Origin of the sequence: Microcoleus sp. N9_B4 (genome assembly GCF_036701635.1) — a bacterium.
GTDB lineage: Bacteria > Cyanobacteriota > Cyanobacteriia > Cyanobacteriales > Microcoleaceae > Microcoleus.
This window is the reverse complement of record NZ_JAUBRC010000014.1, coordinates 1-18,410: the sequence shown is the minus strand read 5'-3', so window position 1 is coordinate 18,410 and position 18,410 is coordinate 1. Positions and strand designations below refer to the sequence as shown.

Genomic DNA, 18,410 nt, shown 5'->3' with positions numbered 1-18,410 from the left:
TTCAACATCCATCCGTTAAATCATTTAAATCCTGTACACTGCTCGTTACCGAACTTCCTCCTTCCTTGAATATCTCAATTACCAATGCCCCATGCCCCATGCCCAATGCCCCATGCCCAATCTAAAATCTAAAATATAAAATCTAAAATTGTTTAATGGCGCAAGTTGTATTAGAAAATATCTACAAAAGTTTTCCGCTCCGCCAAGGAGAACAGGAAAAAGAAGCAAACACCGTCGCAGAAAATGTCTCGCCTATAGCCGATCGCCCTTCGTCTAACAGTGTTTTGCGGCGCATTAACCTGACGGTTGAAGACGGGGAATTCATGGTGCTGGTGGGGCCTTCTGGCTGCGGAAAAAGCACTTTGCTGCGATCGATCGCCGGCTTGGAAGTTTTGACGGCCGGTAATATTTGGGTTGGCGATCGGCTGGTTAACGATTTGCCTCCTAAAGACCGAGATATCGCTATGGTATTTCAAAATTATGCTCTCTATCCTCACTTAACAGTTTACGATAATCTCGCCTTTGGATTGCGTCGCTCGGAAAGGGAGAAAGAAGAAGGAAGAAGGAAGAAGGAAGAAGGAAGAAGGAAGAAGGAAGAAGGGATAAGGGGGAAGATACAAGAAGAAGGAAGCATCCTGAAGAGAGAGAAAATCAGGAATAAGGTAGAAGAGGTTATTAATTATTTAGGTTCTAATTCTTTTAAAAATCCTCTAAATTATCCTGTGTTTGAGGACTTTTTAGGAGGAGCGACTCGCAAGTTGCCGCCGGGTTTGCGCTATTTGTCGGAACGGGAAAAGGCTGTAGGACAACGAGTGCGAGAGGTAGCTGAATTATTGCAAATAGAATCTCTTTTAAATCGCTTGCCGAAACAACTTTCGGGAGGGCAAAAGCAGCGGGTAGCTTTGGGTAGGGCGATGGCTAGAAATCCTGAAGTTTTTTTGATGGACGAACCGTTATCGAATCTGGATGCGAAATTGAGGGCGGAAACTCGATCGCAAATTGTGCAGTTGCAGCGACAGTTGGGAACTACAACTATTTATGTAACTCACGACCAAACTGAGGCGATGACTATGGGCGATCGGATTGCTATTATGAAGGTCGGCCAGATTCAGCAAGTAGCTCAACCTCTAGAGCTTTACAACAAGCCGGCTAATCTGTTTGTTGCTGAGTTTATCGGTTCTCCCCCGATGAATTTTTTGGCGGTGGAATTTAGTGCTCCGCTGTTGATTTCTCACCCGCAATTTCGCTTTACTTTACCCGATATTTGGGCAAAAAGTCTACAACAATATGACGGGCGAGGGCTAATTTTGGGCATTCGGCCGGAACATCTGAGCATTAACCCTCCGGCTACCAAAAATCTTTCGGTACAAGTGGAAATTGTAGAGGCTTTGGGACACGAAACTTATTTGGGGGTTTGTTTGACGGATGCTCCGGCGGTGCGGATGCAAGTGCGGGTTCCTCCTGAGCGATCGATCCGAGTTGGCGAGGAGCTTTGGTTGGCCATCGCCCATGACAAGATTCACTTGTTCGATCCTGATACAGAGTTGGCTATTTTTCCTGTTAGGTAAAATCCTCAAGGTCGATCGACCGTTGTGACCGATATCACTGTGCACAAGCTTGCACTTTTTTCAAGTGACTGTTATATTTATTTACATAAGCCTTACACAAGTTAACGAAAGGAGTTCGCACTATGCAAGAACAAAAACGCAACGCTTGGAACTGGGGCTTCAGCGAAGGAGCCGAAAATTGGAACGGTCGTTTGGCGATGATTGGCTTCTCTGCCGCTGTCATCATCGAATTGGTTTCCGGTCAAGGCCTCCTTCACTTTTGGGGCGTGATGTAATTTTCTAGTTAAGACTTTTGTGACACTGCAAAGCTTGGGAGTTCCGTAACGGACTCCCTAAATTTTGGCAGCGGGATTTTGGTGGCAAATAGCCACTTGCTCCGGGCAGTTAGCCACACAAAATTTAACAGCTATAGCTCAAACGGGGGCGGGGGGTCGCCCACCCAAAAGACTGCGAATCACTCTTTTGGGTGATGCTAGCAAATTACTCTAGCGGATATATTCTTTTAAGATGCTGTTCCGGTTGGGATGGCGCAACTTCCGCAGGGCTTTAGCCTCGATTTGGCGAATCCGCTCGCGGGTGACGTTAAAGATTTGACCAATTTCCTCCAAGGTCTTCATCCGTCCGTCATCTAAGCCGTAACGCAGTCGCAGTACATCCCGTTCGCGGGGGCTGAGAGTATCCAAAACGCTTTCCAAGTCTTCCCTGAGCAAGTTTTTCGAGACTTGATCTTCTGGTGTTTCCCCGTCTGATTCAATAAAATCTCCCAGACGTGAGTCTTCCTCTTTGCCGATCGGAGTTTCTAAAGAGATGGGCAACTGTGCGGACTTAGCAATGAACCGCAACTTCTCGATCGTCATCTCCATGCGGGTAGCAATTTCTTCTTCCGTAGGCTTGCGACCCATTTCCTGAGACAGGAGTTTGGTAGTTTTCTTGATCCGCGAAATGGTTTCGTAAAGGTGAACCGGCAGGCGGATAGTGCGCGATTGGTCGGCGATTGCCCGGGTGATGGCTTGACGTATCCACCAAGTTGCGTAGGTAGAAAACTTGTAACCTTTTTCGTGATCGAATTTTTCAGCAGCCCGGATCAGACCCAAAGAGCCTTCCTGAATCAAATCTTGGAAAGACAAACCGCGATTCATGTATTTTTTGGCGATCGACACCACCAAACGCAGGTTTGATTGCACCATTTTTTCCTTGGCCCGACGGCCGACGTGGAGTCGGTGACGGAATGCAGGAAGTGCCATATCTACAGCATTAGCCCATTCGCTGTCCTTGGGTTCGCGGTTATACTCTTCGAGAAGTTGTTCTCGAACTCGCTCTAATTCCAGCAAATCTGCTATCTTGCGGGCTAGTTCAATCTCTTCGTCAGCTCGCAGCAGTCGAATCCGACCGATTTCTTGCAGGTAAAGACGAATAGAGTCTTCAGTATAATGCTTTTTCTTTGCCTGTGCCCGACGGCGGGCTTTGGCGCCTTTGCCAGATTTAGGGTCTTCCTCAGATTGAGAGTCTAAGAATTCTTCTCGATCATCTTCTTCGTCGATAAAGAGTTCTAACTCGCTCTCAGGTAGAACGCTTTCGGCGCTGCGAAGCAACTCGATTGTTTCCATTTCCGGTGTAATTGTGGTTTCGAGTACGGTGTTAGCTGGGATCATGCCGTCTTCCTCATGCTCCTGAATTAAAGAATAAATAACAGTGGAATAGTGTCTGTTTGTAGTTTAGACAAGTTAGCCAGGATTGACATTCCCGCAGGAAGAAATAGTGGGATTTTTGGTCTGCTAGCTGAATTTGTTACCGAAACTGCACCTGTTTTATGAGTCACGGTTCGAGTTCTGGTTTGAAGCAGTCAGCGCATTCAATTGATCGCAGATTTTAACATCGCGACCTTAAATTGAGCTAGCGGCTTTTTCTTTCGGAGCGAGTTACCACATCATCTGCAATACCTTGCCCAGAGAAGCAAACCATGAAGTGCGGTAAATCGCACTTCCAAAAATACTGGCTTTTTTACTCGGTACTTCGAGCTTTTAGCCGTACAAGTTTTCCCGCACGGAGCCCTCTAACTTTTGTATTCGAGGTGTCGAACTTTTGATTCGCCTTGCTTTCACTCTGGTTGTCAGACATGACAGTTGCACGGCAAATTTTCGCCACATTGGATGCCGGTCTGCTGGCTCAAATGCAACAGCAGAGGGTTGAAGCACCAAAAGGGGAGAATCGGATCTTGCAAAGACCTTCCCGATTGTAGCCTTTCTCACAAAAAATGGAAGTTGTTTTCCATTGTTGGTCAAGAACTAGGAAAACTCTGTCAGCTTAGCTTGACAATACTAACTCATGTCCGGCTCTGCTAAATCCTGAGAACGACCCGCAAAAACTTTGGCACGATCAAACGGCCCTGTTTTCTGCGTATATCTGGGTGAACGGCTGCGGCGTAGTTGGCCAGACAGTTAGCAGACAATTTTTGAGTTGCCCAAATTGGAACCAATACAATCCGTGTAGATACACCCATCATTACCCTGTTTCCCTGAATTGAATCATACGCAATCTGCGATTGAATAAAGCTCGTAGCTTTAGTTTTAAGCCGGTCACTCTGGATTAGAGACCGACTCTGACCCCAAATGAAGCGTTGCGGGTTGAGTAGTGCAACAGGGGCTTTCATTGTTAAGTTAGCTCAAATCTCAGAAATTGGGTTTAATTTTGACGTTAAATCACATTAAGTTCTTAACGTCACATTCTTATTTAAGCAGTTCGACATGAGTTTGTCGCGTCAGTGGCAAAAACCACCAGGATAAATTCTACTGAGAGTTAACCCGCCGCGCAACTCTCGGCTGCGGACTTCTCTAAAATTTTTGGCTTTCGGTTCGCACTTGCGCGATCGTACTCTCTCACAAACAACACAATTCGCCATCCCCCGGAAGTATAACTTCACAATTCCTTTAAATATATCGTGACAGTGTAAATATTCGATAAAGCCCTTCCATCAATTTTAGGTAGCATTCCCAAATTGTCTGGATAATTTCAAGCAGACGGAACAACATCCACAGCCGACGTGGATGCAACCAGATGATAACTCCGCCAGGGAAGAAAAATGTATCCAGTTAGCGATGTGCTTGCTATGGTTAGAGAGGGCATAAACTGCAGGAGGCTTAAACAAGGGAAGAGTAGGACGCTGGTGCGATCGTTAAAAGTTTTGTTACATTTATTTACAGCGTGTCCTCCGAAAGCGCGGATCTAGGTTTGATCTCTAAATCATTCATCGCTCCTAGCTCAGCAATGACGAGAGCGAAAATTGTCTATAAAGTTGATTATACCTGCTTACTATTGATGATTTCTAATAAACTTTCATAAAAAACTTTAAAGCTTTTAGAGCGATTTGATTCAGGATTCATATATTTAGAAATTTCGCTAGAGGCTTTATATTTTTCTAGTCCTCCCTGATGGTATCCAGCGTTCCGTAATACTCTTTCTAAAGCCTCCCAGGTACCTCCTTTGATAGCATCAGGCTCTCGATATTTTTTTTGAGTAGCTAAATTGGGAGAGACTTTAGGGTAAGCTTGGCAAATTGCTTCAACATCGCCGAAAAACCACGCTTCTAATTCTTCAACTACAATTCGATTTAAGACTTGGAATGATTTATCTTTTTGACAGGAAGATTTAGTGATTAATCCCGATGATATTGCCATTATTTCTAGTTGTTGTTTTAATTTGAGACAATCTTCTCGATCTTCATCTATTAAAATAACAATTTTCCAATCAGGCGGAAGCCATGCTTGATAACCTTTCAAACGGTTAGGCAATTTAGCCAGTAAATCTGTTTTCCCTCGAAAAGCATGAATTTTATAGGTAACAGTCGATGGCAAAATTTTGGGCAAAAGCTGGGTTAAAGCTGATTCTAGTGATGCTTCTTCCACTAAAAACTCAAGATGCAAAATGCTCACCTCCTCTTAATTTTAAGTTTAAAATCATTGCGGTGCACCCGCATTTTTGAGGGGATTTCCCACATCAAAGAAATCTTCCATCCACAGCGATCCGAGTAACGAACCGTTTTCTATGAAGTGTTTGATTCCAGGCATATCTGCGGTTCTTTTGGCTTGAGTAAAACCTTTTTCATCTCTATATAATACCCATAATTCCTCGGGTCTTAAACGATCCACAAAAAAGGGAGAATGGGTTGTTATCATTAATTGAGTATTCGCCGAAGCCGAACGACATTCTTCTGCAAGCTGAGGTAATAATTGCGGATGCAAATGATTTTCTGGTTCTTCTATTCCCACTAATTGTGGGGGATTTGGATCGAATAAAACTGTCAAATAAGCTAAGAGTTTTAACGTACCATCGGACGCATATTTTGCCAAAATTGGATGAGAAAAAGGAGCATCTTTAATTTCCAACAAAAGTCTGCCATCCTGCATGACAAGAGCTTCGACTTTTTCGAGGCGTGGAATACGAGCAGAAAGGGTTTTTAGTATTTCTTCTAACCGTTGGGGATGTTGTTCTTTTAGGTATTGGATAACATTAGGTAAATTGTCACCAGTGGGGGACAATCTTTCCTGTGCACCTGCTTCGGGAAGGCTGCGGGTATTATCTGCGGTTAAATAGGATAAATACCAACCTGTAATAAAGCGTCTTAATGCGCTGACGCGAGGATGTTTGGCAAATTGTCCTAATGTATTTACTGCTAATAATTCAGATGATGCTAGTTGTTCGGTAATCCTTTCGCCTTCTTCATCAGGAGTTGCGCCACTAATGACTTGTCCTTCGCCTTTTTTGAAATCTAAAAAGCGAAAAGGTTTACCTTGACCTCCTCGTCTCCACTGTAACCATTCTTCGGCGATAAAAGGACGATTATTTTCTTCATCTATGGCAAGATGATAGGTGATTAACGGTGATTTTGATGTCTCTCGATATTTTAATTCAATGATGATACAGTCTGTACTATCTCTGGTGCGTAATTCTCGAAATCTGCCTCGTCTATCCCATGCTTTTCTGAGGCTTTCTGTGAAACATTCGGACAGGAAAGCGAAAACATCAAAAATAGTTGATTTTCCGCTACCATTAGGCCCTAAAAGGACAGTTAAAGGGGTAATGTTTTTAAGTTCTAGATTATATAAAGCTCGGTAATTTTGAACTTTGAGATATTCTATACGTGGAACATTTTTCATAATTTAACCTCCTTAACTATACTGGGTATTTCTTGGATAACTAGGTCGTTTTCATTAAACCTAAAACGCTTTTTCGTTAGATTCCCGACTTCTCAAAGAAGTCCGGAATCTGGGTGTTTGGTTTTTTGAGATTGTGCTACAGAAAAATGATTACTGATTCCGCAGGCGAGGATTAACAAACTCGTTTAATCCTTCCCCCACCAAAGACAGTCCCACCACCATTAAAGTCATCGCCAAACCGGGAAACAAAGCTGTCCACCAAATGCCAGTAGGTAGCGCATCTAAAGCTAAACGCAAGTCGTGTCCCCATTCGGGAGTTGCTTCGGGAAGTCCTAATCCGAGAAATCCCAAACCTCCTAATGTTAAAATGGCATCTGCAGCGTTGAGCGCAAACAGCACAGGTACGCTCTGAATCACATTCAGAAATAGGTAGCGCGAAAGCACTGTCCAAGTGTCAGCACCCATTGCTCGCGCGGCTTCGACAAACAATTCGGTTTTGACGCTGACGGTGTGATTCCTGACGACGCGGTAGTATTGAGGGATGTAGGAAATGCTCAGGGCGATCGCAGCATTCAAAACTCCTTTTCCCACTACAAACGCTAGCGTCAAAGACAGCAGCAGCCCCGGCAAAGTATAAATTGTATCCATTAAAAATAACAACACTCGATCGAGCTTACCGCCCAAATAACCGCTAACCAAACCCAGCGGCACACCGATAAACAAACTCAAAGCAGTAGCTAAAATTACCACTTGCCAAGCCGCCCGAGAAGCAAACAGCGTGCGGGAAAACACATCGTAACCGCTGCGGCTAGTACCAAACCAATAATTCGCCGACGGCGGTTCGTGGATGGGGTTAATCAAAGCCTCGGTAGGATTTTGCAGCCATCCCCAAGCTTGCATAGCTGGAGACAAAGTGGCTACCAATACAAACACGGCTGTTATTGTCAAACCTGCCCACATCATTTTCATTGACAGGCTTGAGGGCGAGGCACTGTTGAGAAATCGCGGTAGTCGGAGGCGGCTTTGAGCCATAATTGATAATTCGTGCGTCAGATTTGTTTTCATCAGCATATCAATATTTACCGAAAACCATAGGAAGACTTTTTAACCGCAGATGAACGCAGATACACGCAGATGTAATCTTATCTGCGTTTATCTGTGTTCATCCGCTGATATCTGCGGTTAAAAAGTCTTCGCTAATTTGCATTTCTACAAATTACTGGCAATTAACTCGCGGTACTGGCTTTTCGGCTTAACTCCTTTGAGCTCAGCGACCAAATCTTTGTCTTTGAAATACTGAATCGTCGGCGTACCAATCACGCCAGCATTTTCAGCAATTTCTGGATCTTCTTCGATGTCAATTTCTACGTAGTGGATTTTGCCCTCGAACTCATCTACTACTTTGCTCAAAATCGGCTTGAGGCTGTGGCAAGGGCCGCAACTCGGAGCAGCATATTTGACCACAATCAGTCGATCGCTATCGTGGAACAACTTCCGCAAAGCATAACCTCCTTCGTGGCGCGTGTCTTTGATATCAAAGTTCGCGCTGGTTTTGCGTACTTTTTGAGCTTCCGGCGCTGCTGTGGGTTGCTCGGATTCTTCGGTTTGATGGAATTCCTGCGTTAAACCCTTGACTGACAGCCAACGTTCTGCCAACATCGCACCCATACAACCGCTACCGGCCGCAGTGATTGCTTGGCGAAACTCGTGGTCTTGCACATCGCCGACGGCGTAAACTCCCTCGACGCTGGTTTCTACCGAACCGTGTTTGGTGGCGATATAGCCTACTTCGTCGAGTTCTAGCTGACCTTGGAACAGTTGAGTGTTGGGAGTGTGACCGATCGCATAAAACAATCCTTTCACCAGCAAATCGCTCTCGGCGCCGGTCTCGATATTTCTAATTCTCACCCCGTCCATTTTGCCGCCCGGTTCGCCCAAAATATCCACTGCTTCAGTGTTCCAGTGCACGGTAATTTTGGGGTTGCTCAGCACTCGGTCTTGCATGGCTTTGCTGGCGCGCATTTGATCGCGCCGCACCAGCATATGTACGTGAGAGCCGTATTTGGTCAAATAAATAGATTCTTCCGCTGCTGTGTCGCCCGCGCCGATTACAGCTAAATCTACTCCTTTAAAAAGTGGGGTAGCGCCGTCGCAAATCGCACAGGCCGAAATGCCGTGACTCCAAAATATGTGTTCGCTAGGCAGCCCCAGCCTTTTAGCCGTCGCGCCTGTAGCGATTACTATCGTGTGGGTTTTGATTTCTCGGTCTTCCGATCGCACTGTAAACGGACGCTGGGTCAAATCCACCGAAATTACATCTTCTGTGTATAATTCGGCACCCCAGCGCACTGCTTGAGCTTTCATCCGATCCATGAGTTCCGGCCCGGTGATGCCTTCGGGAAAGCCGGGGAAGTTTTCGACTTCTGTAGTGGTCATCAGTTGACCGCCGGGGATGCCTCCCATTTGATAGCCTTCAAAGACTACGGGTTTCAGGTTTGCCCGACCTGCGTAGATTGCTGCTGTGTAGCCTGCTGGGCCTGAGCCGATAATCACTAAGTTTTCTACGGTTTGTTCGGTCATAGCTTTTAGTCAAACTCATAACGACTTCGTTTTACTAATTCTAGCAGAGTTCGATCGAGTTTGGTTGGATGCCATTGGGCGATCGAGCATCTGTATCTATTGTTGAGGGTCGATCGGTCTTCGGGGCAATTCCAGTTACTTTAATAAGCAAAAACAATCTAAAAGTCGATTTAGTTTTAAATGTTCGATCTATTTTGACGGCTGAAATCTTAAGAAAATCTAAAGATGACCAAAATTATTGACTTCATTCTCAATTATTTTACCTATTTACTTGCTTTGAGGCTTGTGGTACGATTTTCACAATCCAGGGGCATTATGACTAATTTTACTTTTTGACGCTGAAAGCTTTTAAAATCGTAAAATTAACGAATTCGCAAATGTAATAAGTACAATTTTTTATGCAAAATCAGCATTTTATGGTTTAAGAATTGTAACGGAGATTTTGCCAAGTTTGACGAAATACAGTATTTGTGGTATGTAAGGTGCGATCGGGGGGAAATTAGAAGGAAATTTTTAACCGCTTCCGAAGCACAGGCGGGACGCCCGTGCCACGATTAACATAGAATTTTGTAATTGTGTCTGAATGGATAAAATCAAGATATTGTTTGTGTGCAGTCAGAATAAGTGGAGAAGTTTGACTGCCGAGAAGATATGCGAGAATGTTAGCGGCTACAGTGTACGATCGGCGGGAACGGAAAAAGGTGCAAGAATTAGAGTAACTGAGGGTCTTGTCGGTTGGGCAGATTGGATATTTGTGATGGAGAAGAAGCATGGCGATCGACTTCGCAGCAAATTTCCCGAAAGTCTCGAAGGCAAGAAAGTTATTTGCCTGCAAATCCCGGACAATTACGAATATATGGAACCGGAGTTAGTCGAGCTTTTGCAGGCGAAACTGAACCCCTATATGGAAATGCCAGAAAACGAGATAAATTTTATGCAGCGAGTTTTGGAACCGGAAGTGATGGATTCCTTGGAAGAGGCGATCGAATACGATTCGATGGACTTTACTGAGGTTAATGCTGCTTTTGCTCAGAGTGCAGCGACTTTGGGGCCGGTTTTTGGAAACGTTTTGGATGCGGGGACGGGTACGGCGAGAATTCCGATCGCACTTTCTCAAATGCGGCCAGCATGGAAATTGACTTGCATTGATTTGTCGGCAAATATGCTGAAAGTCGGGGCCCAAAATGTGGAAAAGGCGGGCGTGCGATCGCAAATTAGTCTCGAATTAGTCGATGCTAAAGCCATGCCTTACCCTGACAATTATTTTGACATGGTGATTTCCAACAGCATTATCCACCATTTGCCCGATCCGCTGCCGTTTTTGCAGGAAGTCAAGCGGGTGTTGAAGCCGCAGGGAGCAATTTTTTTGCGGGATTTACTGCGGCCGGAAAAAGCGGAAATCAGGGATAATTTAGTCAATCTGTATGCGGGAGATTGCAACGCGCATCAGAAACAGTTATTCAGCGATTCGTTGCAAGCAGCATTTACGCTGGATGAAGTTGAGGAGATGATCCAAAATGCCGGGTTGGATGGGTTGAGGATTTATGAATCTTCAGACAGACATTGGACGGCAGAACGTGCTTGGTGCGAGTCTTTGTAGGCACGGGACGATCGCCCAATAACATTTCAAATGAGAATAGGAGCGATCGCGCCTTTCCAGCTATGCGCCTTACCGTTGCACCATCTGTTTGTTGTTTAATTACTGTTTTCGGGTCGGAAAAATTAGTATGATTGAACCGCGAAGACGCGAAAAACGCGAAGGAAGAGTCAGGAAGAATCAGAGGTAGATAATCTTCTCCGAGGAAGGAAGTAAGATGTTTAAGCATCTTATAGAAAAAATGTGCGATCGAGGTTATGCCGAAAAAGCCCGTTCCGCGACCTGAAAATGAAGAGTCGCATTTGAAGAAGCTTAGGGAAGAACTGGAGATGAGCCAGGAAGATTTGGCGCGAGAGCTTGGCGTTTCGTCGCAAACAATCAGTCGTTGGGAGTTGGGGAAGAATGTGCCGACGTTCACCGTCAAGCAGATGAAAGCTTTGGATAAATTGCTGGCTAGCATCGGCAGGTCGATCGGCGATTTGCCCGACAATCTGTGATCGAAACCATTAAACAAGCCCACGGATAAATCCGTGGATCACTTTTTCCAATCTAAAATCTAAAATCTAAAATCTAAAATTACTCGATCGCGCCCTCGGTCTTTAGCTTGATAAAGCGAACGGTCTGCCGCTGCAAGCAGGTTTTCCTGGGAAGTTTCGGGCTGAGGAAACGTGCTCGCTACCCCCAAACTCAGCGTCACGAAAGAACACACCGCTGAATTAAGGTGTTCGATTTCTAGTTCTTTTACGCAAACTCGAATTTCCTCTGCAATCCAAACAGCTATTTCAGGTGAAGTGCGGGGTAAAATTACCGCAAATTCTTCACCTCCGTAACGAGCTACCAGAGTCTCCCCTGAAACTTCGCCTGCTGAGTAATGTACAGCCTCAACAATAGTTTTGGCTACCTGCTGCAAGCAAGCATCTCCCGCCTGATGTCCATAAGTATCGTTGTATTTCTTAAAAAAGTCAACATCGCATAATATTAAAGATATTTCTGCGGCAGCTTCTCCCAATTCTTGCCATTGTTTCTGTAAGTATTCGTTAAAACAGTGGCGGTTGGCAATCTGAGTTAAGCCATCTAAGTTGGCAAGGCGATACAATTCGGAATTAGCTGCTTTTAATTGAGAATTAGCTGCTTCTAACTCGGATTGCGTGAGCGATAAATTGTAATAAAGTTCGCTCATAGACCAAGTAGCTTGTTGGTGAATTTGGGATAAAGCTACCCAGAGTTGATGCACGTCTAAAAGTCGGTAAACTTGAGGTTCTAACTGCACTACAATCGGCTCGTAAAGCAGTTCCGGCGGTCGCTGCACGGAGCGCTGAGCTGCCATGACAATTAAGGCTACTCCTGGTAAAATCAAACTATCGGTTTGAGCTATTTGATACAAGGCTATAATCGGTCTGCAAGCAAATATATCTACTCCGTAAGGGCGGCTCATGCGTTCCATAAATCGCCGACGCGATATCATCCCTAAAAATTCCCCATTTACGGTTAAGATAACTCCCGGAAGCAGCGGGTGAGCTTGAAAAAACCGAGCTACTTCTTTGGCGAGATATGAGGAGTCAACCTGAAAATTGAAGAGAGCCAGATCTTTAAGAGTAGACTCTAAAGATAAATTTTTGAGTGAGTTTTCTGGCGAGTTGGACGGCTCAATAAATTCAACAGACACAGCGCAGATCCGAATAAATAAATAATAAAGAAGCAACAAAGCTAGTGTCAGATATTAACTTATACTAACATTTATTTATGAGCAGTCACTGTATTCTTGACTACACTGTTTATTTCAAGGGATAAGCTGCTGCCTTAGCTTCGGCTTTGCCTGCATTCCATTACATGGATTCATCCTCACTCAATTAGAGAGCTATTGAATTATTATTCATTTTTTTACTGTTGGCTTTTTGCGTCGTCAGAAAAAGATTTCAGAGCAATTCCTTAACTCATTCACGGCGCTCACACACTCAAGAAACCTGGTTTTTATTTAAACCTGGGTCAAAGCTGTAACGATGTTTAAATAAAAAAACGTGGTTTCTGTCGCTGTTCTCAACTCAAAACTCAAAACTCAAAACTCAACCTTCCCTCACCACCCCCACGTTCCTGACCCTCCCTTAAACGGGCCGACAATATCTTTGGTAATCCAGCCGCCGTAAAAATCCCCTGGTTGAGATTGCACTAATTCCCCGTCCACATAACAGGCATCCATCTTGCTCGGATAAAAAGCCACATAATCTTTAATAGCTGCAAAAACCTGATTAGGATTGGGATAAAACCAAGCAGCATTTACTAATTCTTTCGACTCTACCGTCACAGTGTAATAACCGGCTTGTCCCTTCCACTCGCACCAAGAACCTCGTGAAGTTTTGTGCAAATATTCCATTTTGATGTCCTCGGGGCAGATATAGTAGGCAGGAGGGTGACTGGTCTCCAATACCCGCTGAGGACGGCGCGTGTCGGCGATCGTCACTCCATTAAAAATTATCTGTACGTGTTTGGTCGATTCCTCAAGCCGAGGGGGACGTGGGTAATCCCAAACAGACTCTTGACCAGGGCCGGGCTCTATTCGATCGAAGTTCATTCGCAAAATCTCCACTGCAAAAAAAACACTTAGCGACTTAGCATTACAATTTAATGTACCCTTAATCGAGTCGCTGCTTCAGAGCAAACCAGCTTTTCTCAACTCTTGGTAATATGAGTATTCGCGGTATAGATGTTTCCGACTACCAGCCCAATGTCAATTGGCCAGCAGTTGCCCGGGATGGTATTGCCTTTGCTTTTGTCAAATCGACCGAGGGTGCAACGTTCGTTGCCCAAACTTTCGCTCGCAATTGGGCGGCGATGAAAGCGGCCGGGATTCAACGCGGTGCTTACCACTTTTTTCAACCTGCAAGCAGCATTCAAGGGCAAATAGATTTGTTCTTGAAAACTGTAAAACTCGAAGCGGGGGATTTGCCACCAGTCTTGGATTTGGAAACTACAGGCGGTTTGACTGTGGATCAATTTTGCGATCGAGCCGCAATTTGGTTAGAAGCAGTCGAAAAAGCCACGTTGATGCGGCCAATTATCTACACTTACCCCGGTTTCTGGGACAACCTCGGGACAACACGGTTTGCCGATTACCCACTGTGGATTGCTCACTATACCACTGCTGAAGAACCTTGGGTTCCCGGCGGCTGGAAAACTTGGACTTTTTGGCAATACAGCGACAGTGGCAGCGTGTCGGGCGTATCGGGCAATGTAGACACCAATATTTTTGAAAGCGTCCGAGAAGGCGCCGTAAGTTACAAAGTTGCAGACATCCAGAGGGAATTAAGAATTAAAGGTTTCTATCAAGGCGCGATGGACGGCAAATTTGGAGCTACCACCACAGCGGCGCTCATCTCGTTTCAGAAATTTCAAGGTCTCAATCCAGACGGTATTGCCAGCCTCAAAACCTGGGCCGCTTTGATGCGAAAATCTCCCAAAGTAATTGTTCCCCCTCCAGCCCCGACACCCACTCCGCAGCCGACTCCTTCTCCGACTCCCACTCCCATATCAGACGTGCGGCTGACTCAGGTATTCTCGTCTTATCAAGCTAAGGCTAGCCAAGATACAGCCTTAATTTGGCTGCAAAGTCAAGTTTCTACCTCTGTTTTAGGGGAATTTGCTCAAAAATGGCGGGCAACTACCTTACCTCAAGACAGTAATTTGCGATTGATAGATGTGGGCAAATTTTATCGCGGTTTAGCACAACAAGACCAAGCTTTAGATTGGCTGCAAAAACAACTTTCTCCGGCTATTATTAACGAGTTTGCACAAAAATGGCGCTCTCAATCTATTGTCACTAATTCTCCGATTCGGCTGATAGATGCGTGCAAATTTTATCGGGCCGCACCCCAGCAAAACCAGGCTTTAGATTGGCTGGAGGGGCGAGTTTCACCGGCCATTCTATCGGAGTTTTTTCGCAGGTGGCAGAATGCCAGTCGATTATAAATTTTAGATGGGAGATTTTAGATGGGAGATTGACTCCACAGATAAATTTGGGGGTTTGATCCCTCTGTAATTGGAAAGCCGACAACTCTTGCTATTTGAGATTTGAGATTTGAGATTGACAAGCGAATTTCAAAGGTGGTACCCGCCACGTGATTTATCCGTGGAATCAATCCAAAATCTAAAATCTAAAATCCTCAAGCCTCCGAATTTATCCGTGGGGTCAATCCAAAATCTAAAATCTAAAATCGAATGACTCTCCATCAAAACTCGTCAAATCCTCTCCCTCTGTGCCCGCATCCCCGTCCAACTCTCTAACATAACAGACAATCTCTCGCTTCGCTACAGCTTACTCCCATCTTTGACGCCAAGAGAATTATCTGATAAAGTTATAGCGACTATCAAGTTTTTTTAATCTTATTGGGAAAAATCCAGGGCCGTGCCGAGTTTGTAAGCTGCGCCGAAAATAGCGCCTGCACTCCAATTACCCGCGATCGAACATTTAAAACTAAGCGGGCAGCCTGTAAAAATTATATCTATGGAAATCTCCTTTAACATCACCCTGTTGATGGTCATGACCGTCATCTGTGGCATCAGCGCTCAAGTTCTCGCCGCTTATCTGAAAGTTCCGGCGATCGTCTTTTTGCTGTTGTTTGGCATTTTAGCCGGCCCAGACTGCTTGGGAGTGCTGCACCCGAATCTGCTGGGCAGCGGTTTGGAAGTTATGGTATCCCTTTGCGTAGCTTTAATTCTGTTTGAAGGCGGCTTGAATTTGGAATTGCGAGATTTGGGAAAACTTTCCGGCAGCATCCGCAATTTAGTTACAGTAGGCACTTTAATTACGCTAATTGGCGGGGGAATGGCCGCACACTGGTTGGGGGAATTTCCCTGGCCGATCGCATTTTTGTATGCTTCTCTAGTAGTCGTCACCGGCCCGACAGTAATCGGCCCTTTGCTCAAACAAGTATCCGTTGACAAAAAAGTTGCCGCCTTGCTAGAAGCAGAAGGCGTTTTAATCGATCCTGTCGGAGCAATTCTGGCAGTATTGGTGCTGAATATTATTTTGAACGGCAATGCTGATTTGCTGGTTTTGTTCCGAGATTTAATCGTGCGACTATTAGTTGGCGCAGTCATCGGAGTTGCGGGAGGTTGGCTGCTGGGATTCATTCTCAAGCGATCGCAATTTCTCTCCGAAGACCTCAAAAACTTAGTAGTTTTAGCCGGTTTGTGGGGATTCTTCGGCTTAGCAGAAGAAATCCGCAGCGAATCGGGACTGATGGCAACAGTCCTATCCGGCATCGTCCTCAGAGCCGCTGCTGTGCCGGAAGAAAGGCTGCTGAGGAGGTTTAAAGGTCAACTGACAGTCCTGGCTATTTCCATGCTGTTCGTGCTGCTGGCGGCCGATTTATCCCTCGCTAGTGTGGTCGCCCTCGGTTGGGGAAGTTTGTTTACAGTTTTAGCTTTAATGTGGGTAGTGCGGCCGATCAATGTTTGGTTGTGTACTTGGAACAGCGGACTAAATTGGCGGCAGAAATTATTTGTTTGTTGGGTAGCGCCGAGGGGAATTGTCTCAGCGTCGATCGCATCTTTATTTGCAATTTTGCTCACCCAGCGGGGAATCAACGGCGGCGACTCGATTAAAGCCTTAGTTTTCCTAACAATTATTATGACAGTTTTCGTCCAGGGACTAACGGCAGGACGGATCGCTCAACTGTTGGGCATCACCTCAAAATCGGCAACCGGTGCAGCAATTGTGGGGTCAAATCCTTTGAGCAGATTAATTGCTCGCTTGTTTCAAGAACGCGGAGAATCGGTGGCAATTATCGACACCAACCCGGAAGCTTGTGCACAAGCAGAACGAGAAGGTTTGCGGGTGTTTTTGAGCAGTGCTCTGGATCACAGCGTGTTAGAAGAAGCCGGACTGGAGTCGATGGGAACTTTTTTGGCAATGACTAACAATGGCGAGGTAAACTTAGTGTTAGCTCAGCGAGCAGCCGAAGAGTTTGCACCGCCGAGAGTTTTGGCAATATTCCCCAAAGATCCACAAGCAAATACGCCTGCAAATCCGACTAAAATCAATCAAGCTTTTGTCTCCGATTTGTCGCTGAAGGATTGGAACGAATATTTGATCGACGGCGAAGTGAAATTGGGGGAAACTGAGTTAAAAAGTGAGGGATTGCAGTTTCAGATTGCTCACTTGCAAGCTTTGGTTCAAGCCGGGGAGTTAGCGCCGCTGCTGCTGGAAAGGCAGGGGTACTTGCAAGTAGTGTCGGCGACCCAGATTTGGCAAGCAGGCGATCGAATTATTTATTTGCTGTACGATCCGACACCGAAATTGTTGAAAAGATTGTCGGGTGCATCGCAGTCTCGCTTGACTTTGGAAAAGCATCAGGTAGTTGAGAAAGTGCCGATTCCTTCTCCGGTTTTAGAGGAGGTTTTGGAGTCAGCGGAAATAGCCAAGGATGCTGAAGTTTTGCCGCCGCCAGTTGCGCGGTAAGAGGAATGATTTTATGGTAGGAGAAGGTTCGTATCAAGCAAACACGTACAATCTGGAATTTGAGGAAGAAATTCAGCGGTTAAAAGCTCAAGTTCTCCTCAGTTGGGAAAAGGAAGCGCGCACTTTAAAGTGGTTCGGTTTAGCCGACGGGATGAATGTTTTGGAAGCGGGTAGCGGGCCGGGATTTTTTACCGAAAAACTGTTATAATTGCTGCCAAACAGTTCGGTAACAGCGGTAGAAATTGACCCGGTACTGCACGAAAAAGCAGTAGCATATTTACAGGACAAAGGGGGCGATCGAGTAAATCACGTCCAAGCGTCGGTTGCGGATACTGGTTTGGCGGCTAACACTTTCGATTTTGCGATCGCCCGTTTGCTGTTCGTTCACCTTCCCGAGCCCGTCGCAGCAGCTAGAGAAATATTTCGCATCTTGAAGCCTGGGGGAAAACTGGTGATTATCGATAGCGATGCGGATCTGTTTTGGCTGACAAATCCACCGTTGTCAGTCGATATTGTCCGGGAAAAATTCAAGCAGGTAATGGCATCGCGGGGCGGCGATTTATGCGTCGGGCGAAATCTGTGCCGCATTCTCAAAGAAGCTGGGTTTGTTAGCGTTGATTTAGAAGCCGTTGTCAGCCACAGCGATATCATCGGAATTAAGGCGTTTCAACCTTTGCTTGACTCCGGGCCCATTTTACAAATGGTCAAACAAGGGCTGATTTCAGAGTCGGAAATAGCCAGCTATCTGGTTTCGCGGGATGAGTTTGTCGCTGCGGGCGATCGATCGATGATGAGTTTTTGGTTGATGGCTTGCGGGGAAAAAAATCAATAAATTTAAGACACATATTTCACACTATATTGATGTCCCGTCGCAGCACAACCTCTAGCACTCTCCCTAAATTCCCAGCTCACAAAGCCAACTTATCTAACAGTAAAACCAGAAAAACTTCCCAATAAATTCTCCCCTCAGCATTAGGTTACAGCACTTCCGGGTGTTATGAGGTACAATAAGAATAGATTAAAAAAATACACCAATGAAAGCATATTCAGTAGAT

At 45.4% G+C, this 18,410-nt stretch carries 15 protein-coding genes; 8 read left to right on the top strand and 7 right to left on the bottom strand.

Annotated elements, in window-relative coordinates; genetic code table 11:
* Positions 1 to 155 precede the first annotated feature (155 nt).
* Both QUA43_RS11645 and QUA43_RS11640 read left to right on the top strand, forming a co-directional pair.
* A complete protein-coding gene (locus tag QUA43_RS11645; protein WP_333373990.1) occupies positions 156 to 1,568 on the top strand; it encodes an ATP-binding cassette domain-containing protein in 1,413 nt (470 codons plus the stop codon).
* Positions 1,569 to 1,690: 122 nt separating this feature from the next.
* The gene (locus QUA43_RS11640; RefSeq protein WP_015179166.1) at positions 1,691 to 1,843 is read left to right on the top strand and encodes a high light inducible protein; all 153 of its coding nucleotides are present in this window, start codon (positions 1,691 to 1,693) and stop codon (positions 1,841 to 1,843) included.
* Positions 1,844 to 2,053: 210 nt separating this feature from the next.
* Here QUA43_RS11640 and rpoD read toward each other — a convergent pair whose 3' ends face one another.
* The 5 genes from rpoD to trxB form a co-directional block, all read right to left on the bottom strand.
* Positions 2,054 to 3,220, bottom strand: a complete 1,167-nt coding sequence (rpoD, locus tag QUA43_RS11635; RefSeq protein WP_190660470.1) for an RNA polymerase sigma factor RpoD — start codon at positions 3,218 to 3,220, stop codon at positions 2,054 to 2,056.
* Between the two features lie 1,644 nt (positions 3,221 to 4,864).
* Positions 4,865 to 5,470, bottom strand: a complete 606-nt coding sequence (locus tag QUA43_RS11630) for a DUF4276 family protein (protein ID WP_333373988.1) — start codon at positions 5,468 to 5,470, stop codon at positions 4,865 to 4,867.
* Between the two features lie 51 nt (positions 5,471 to 5,521).
* Positions 5,522 to 6,721, bottom strand: a complete 1,200-nt coding sequence (locus QUA43_RS11625) for an AAA family ATPase (protein WP_333373986.1) — start codon at positions 6,719 to 6,721, stop codon at positions 5,522 to 5,524.
* Positions 6,722 to 6,871: 150 nt separating this feature from the next.
* On the bottom strand, positions 6,872 to 7,753 hold the full coding sequence (locus tag QUA43_RS11620; RefSeq protein ID WP_333374124.1) for an ABC transporter permease: 882 nt from the start codon (positions 7,751 to 7,753) through the stop codon (positions 6,872 to 6,874).
* A gap of 177 nt (positions 7,754 to 7,930) precedes the next feature.
* Positions 7,931 to 9,301, bottom strand: coding sequence for a thioredoxin-disulfide reductase (gene trxB / locus QUA43_RS11615; RefSeq protein WP_333373984.1), 1,371 nt, complete (start codon positions 9,299 to 9,301; stop codon positions 7,931 to 7,933).
* A gap of 583 nt (positions 9,302 to 9,884) precedes the next feature.
* On the opposite strand from trxB, the gene QUA43_RS11610 reads away from it, so the two are divergent.
* Together QUA43_RS11610 and QUA43_RS11605 are read left to right on the top strand one after the other, a co-directional pair.
* Positions 9,885 to 10,901 carry a methyltransferase domain-containing protein gene (locus QUA43_RS11610; RefSeq protein WP_333373982.1) on the top strand — a complete coding sequence of 339 codons (1,017 nt, stop codon included), beginning with the start codon at positions 9,885 to 9,887 and terminating at the stop codon, positions 10,899 to 10,901.
* 254 nt (positions 10,902 to 11,155) lie between these two features.
* Positions 11,156 to 11,395 (top strand): helix-turn-helix transcriptional regulator, encoded by a 240-nt coding sequence (locus tag QUA43_RS11605; protein WP_333373980.1) that lies wholly within the window; start codon positions 11,156 to 11,158, stop codon positions 11,393 to 11,395.
* 59 nt (positions 11,396 to 11,454) lie between these two features.
* On the opposite strand, the gene QUA43_RS11600 is transcribed toward QUA43_RS11605, so the two are convergent.
* Positions 11,455 to 12,564 carry a diguanylate cyclase domain-containing protein gene (locus QUA43_RS11600; RefSeq protein WP_333373978.1) on the bottom strand — a complete coding sequence of 370 codons (1,110 nt, stop codon included), beginning with the start codon at positions 12,562 to 12,564 and terminating at the stop codon, positions 11,455 to 11,457.
* 408 nt (positions 12,565 to 12,972) lie between these two features.
* Positions 12,973 to 13,467, bottom strand: a complete 495-nt coding sequence (locus tag QUA43_RS11595; protein ID WP_333373976.1) for a DUF427 domain-containing protein — start codon at positions 13,465 to 13,467, stop codon at positions 12,973 to 12,975.
* A gap of 113 nt (positions 13,468 to 13,580) precedes the next feature.
* Between QUA43_RS11595 and QUA43_RS11590 the strand changes: the two genes are divergently transcribed.
* The 4 genes from QUA43_RS11590 to QUA43_RS11575 all read left to right on the top strand — a co-directional run bounded on the left by QUA43_RS11590 (position 13,581) and on the right by QUA43_RS11575 (position 18,187).
* On the top strand, positions 13,581 to 14,861 hold the full coding sequence (locus QUA43_RS11590; RefSeq protein WP_333373974.1) for a GH25 family lysozyme: 1,281 nt from the start codon (positions 13,581 to 13,583) through the stop codon (positions 14,859 to 14,861).
* A gap of 535 nt (positions 14,862 to 15,396) precedes the next feature.
* On the top strand, positions 15,397 to 17,355 hold the full coding sequence (locus tag QUA43_RS11585; RefSeq protein WP_333373973.1) for a cation:proton antiporter domain-containing protein: 1,959 nt from the start codon (positions 15,397 to 15,399) through the stop codon (positions 17,353 to 17,355).
* On the top strand, positions 17,321 to 17,563 hold the full coding sequence (locus QUA43_RS11580) for a hypothetical protein (protein ID WP_333373971.1): 243 nt from the start codon (positions 17,321 to 17,323) through the stop codon (positions 17,561 to 17,563). The genes QUA43_RS11585 and QUA43_RS11580 overlap by 35 nt, the downstream gene beginning before the upstream one ends.
* Positions 17,564 to 18,187 carry a methyltransferase domain-containing protein gene (locus QUA43_RS11575; protein WP_333373970.1) on the top strand — a complete coding sequence of 208 codons (624 nt, stop codon included), beginning with the start codon at positions 17,564 to 17,566 and terminating at the stop codon, positions 18,185 to 18,187.
* Positions 18,188 to 18,410: the final 223 nt, after the last annotated feature.

Bases quoted from the DNA above. Each gene is read 5' to 3' on its own strand.
- QUA43_RS11645 (WP_333373990.1), top strand. From the start codon at position 156: ATGGCGCAAGTTGTATTAGAAAATATCTACAAAAGTTTTCCGCTCCGC.
- QUA43_RS11640 (WP_015179166.1), top strand. From the start codon at position 1,691: ATGCAAGAACAAAAACGCAACGCTTGGAACTGGGGCTTCAGCGAAGGA.
- rpoD (WP_190660470.1), bottom strand. From the start codon at position 3,220: ATGATCCCAGCTAACACCGTACTCGAAACCACAATTACACCGGAAATG.
- QUA43_RS11625 (WP_333373986.1), bottom strand. From the start codon at position 6,721: ATGAAAAATGTTCCACGTATAGAATATCTCAAAGTTCAAAATTACCGA.
- QUA43_RS11620 (WP_333374124.1), bottom strand. From the start codon at position 7,753: ATGGCTCAAAGCCGCCTCCGACTACCGCGATTTCTCAACAGTGCCTCG.
- trxB (WP_333373984.1), bottom strand. From the start codon at position 9,301: ATGACCGAACAAACCGTAGAAAACTTAGTGATTATCGGCTCAGGCCCA.
- QUA43_RS11610 (WP_333373982.1), top strand. From the start codon at position 9,885: ATGGATAAAATCAAGATATTGTTTGTGTGCAGTCAGAATAAGTGGAGA.
- QUA43_RS11605 (WP_333373980.1), top strand. From the start codon at position 11,156: ATGCCGAAAAAGCCCGTTCCGCGACCTGAAAATGAAGAGTCGCATTTG.
- QUA43_RS11595 (WP_333373976.1), bottom strand. From the start codon at position 13,467: ATGAACTTCGATCGAATAGAGCCCGGCCCTGGTCAAGAGTCTGTTTGG.
- QUA43_RS11590 (WP_333373974.1), top strand. From the start codon at position 13,581: ATGAGTATTCGCGGTATAGATGTTTCCGACTACCAGCCCAATGTCAAT.
- QUA43_RS11585 (WP_333373973.1), top strand. From the start codon at position 15,397: ATGGAAATCTCCTTTAACATCACCCTGTTGATGGTCATGACCGTCATC.
- QUA43_RS11580 (WP_333373971.1), top strand. From the start codon at position 17,321: ATGCTGAAGTTTTGCCGCCGCCAGTTGCGCGGTAAGAGGAATGATTTT.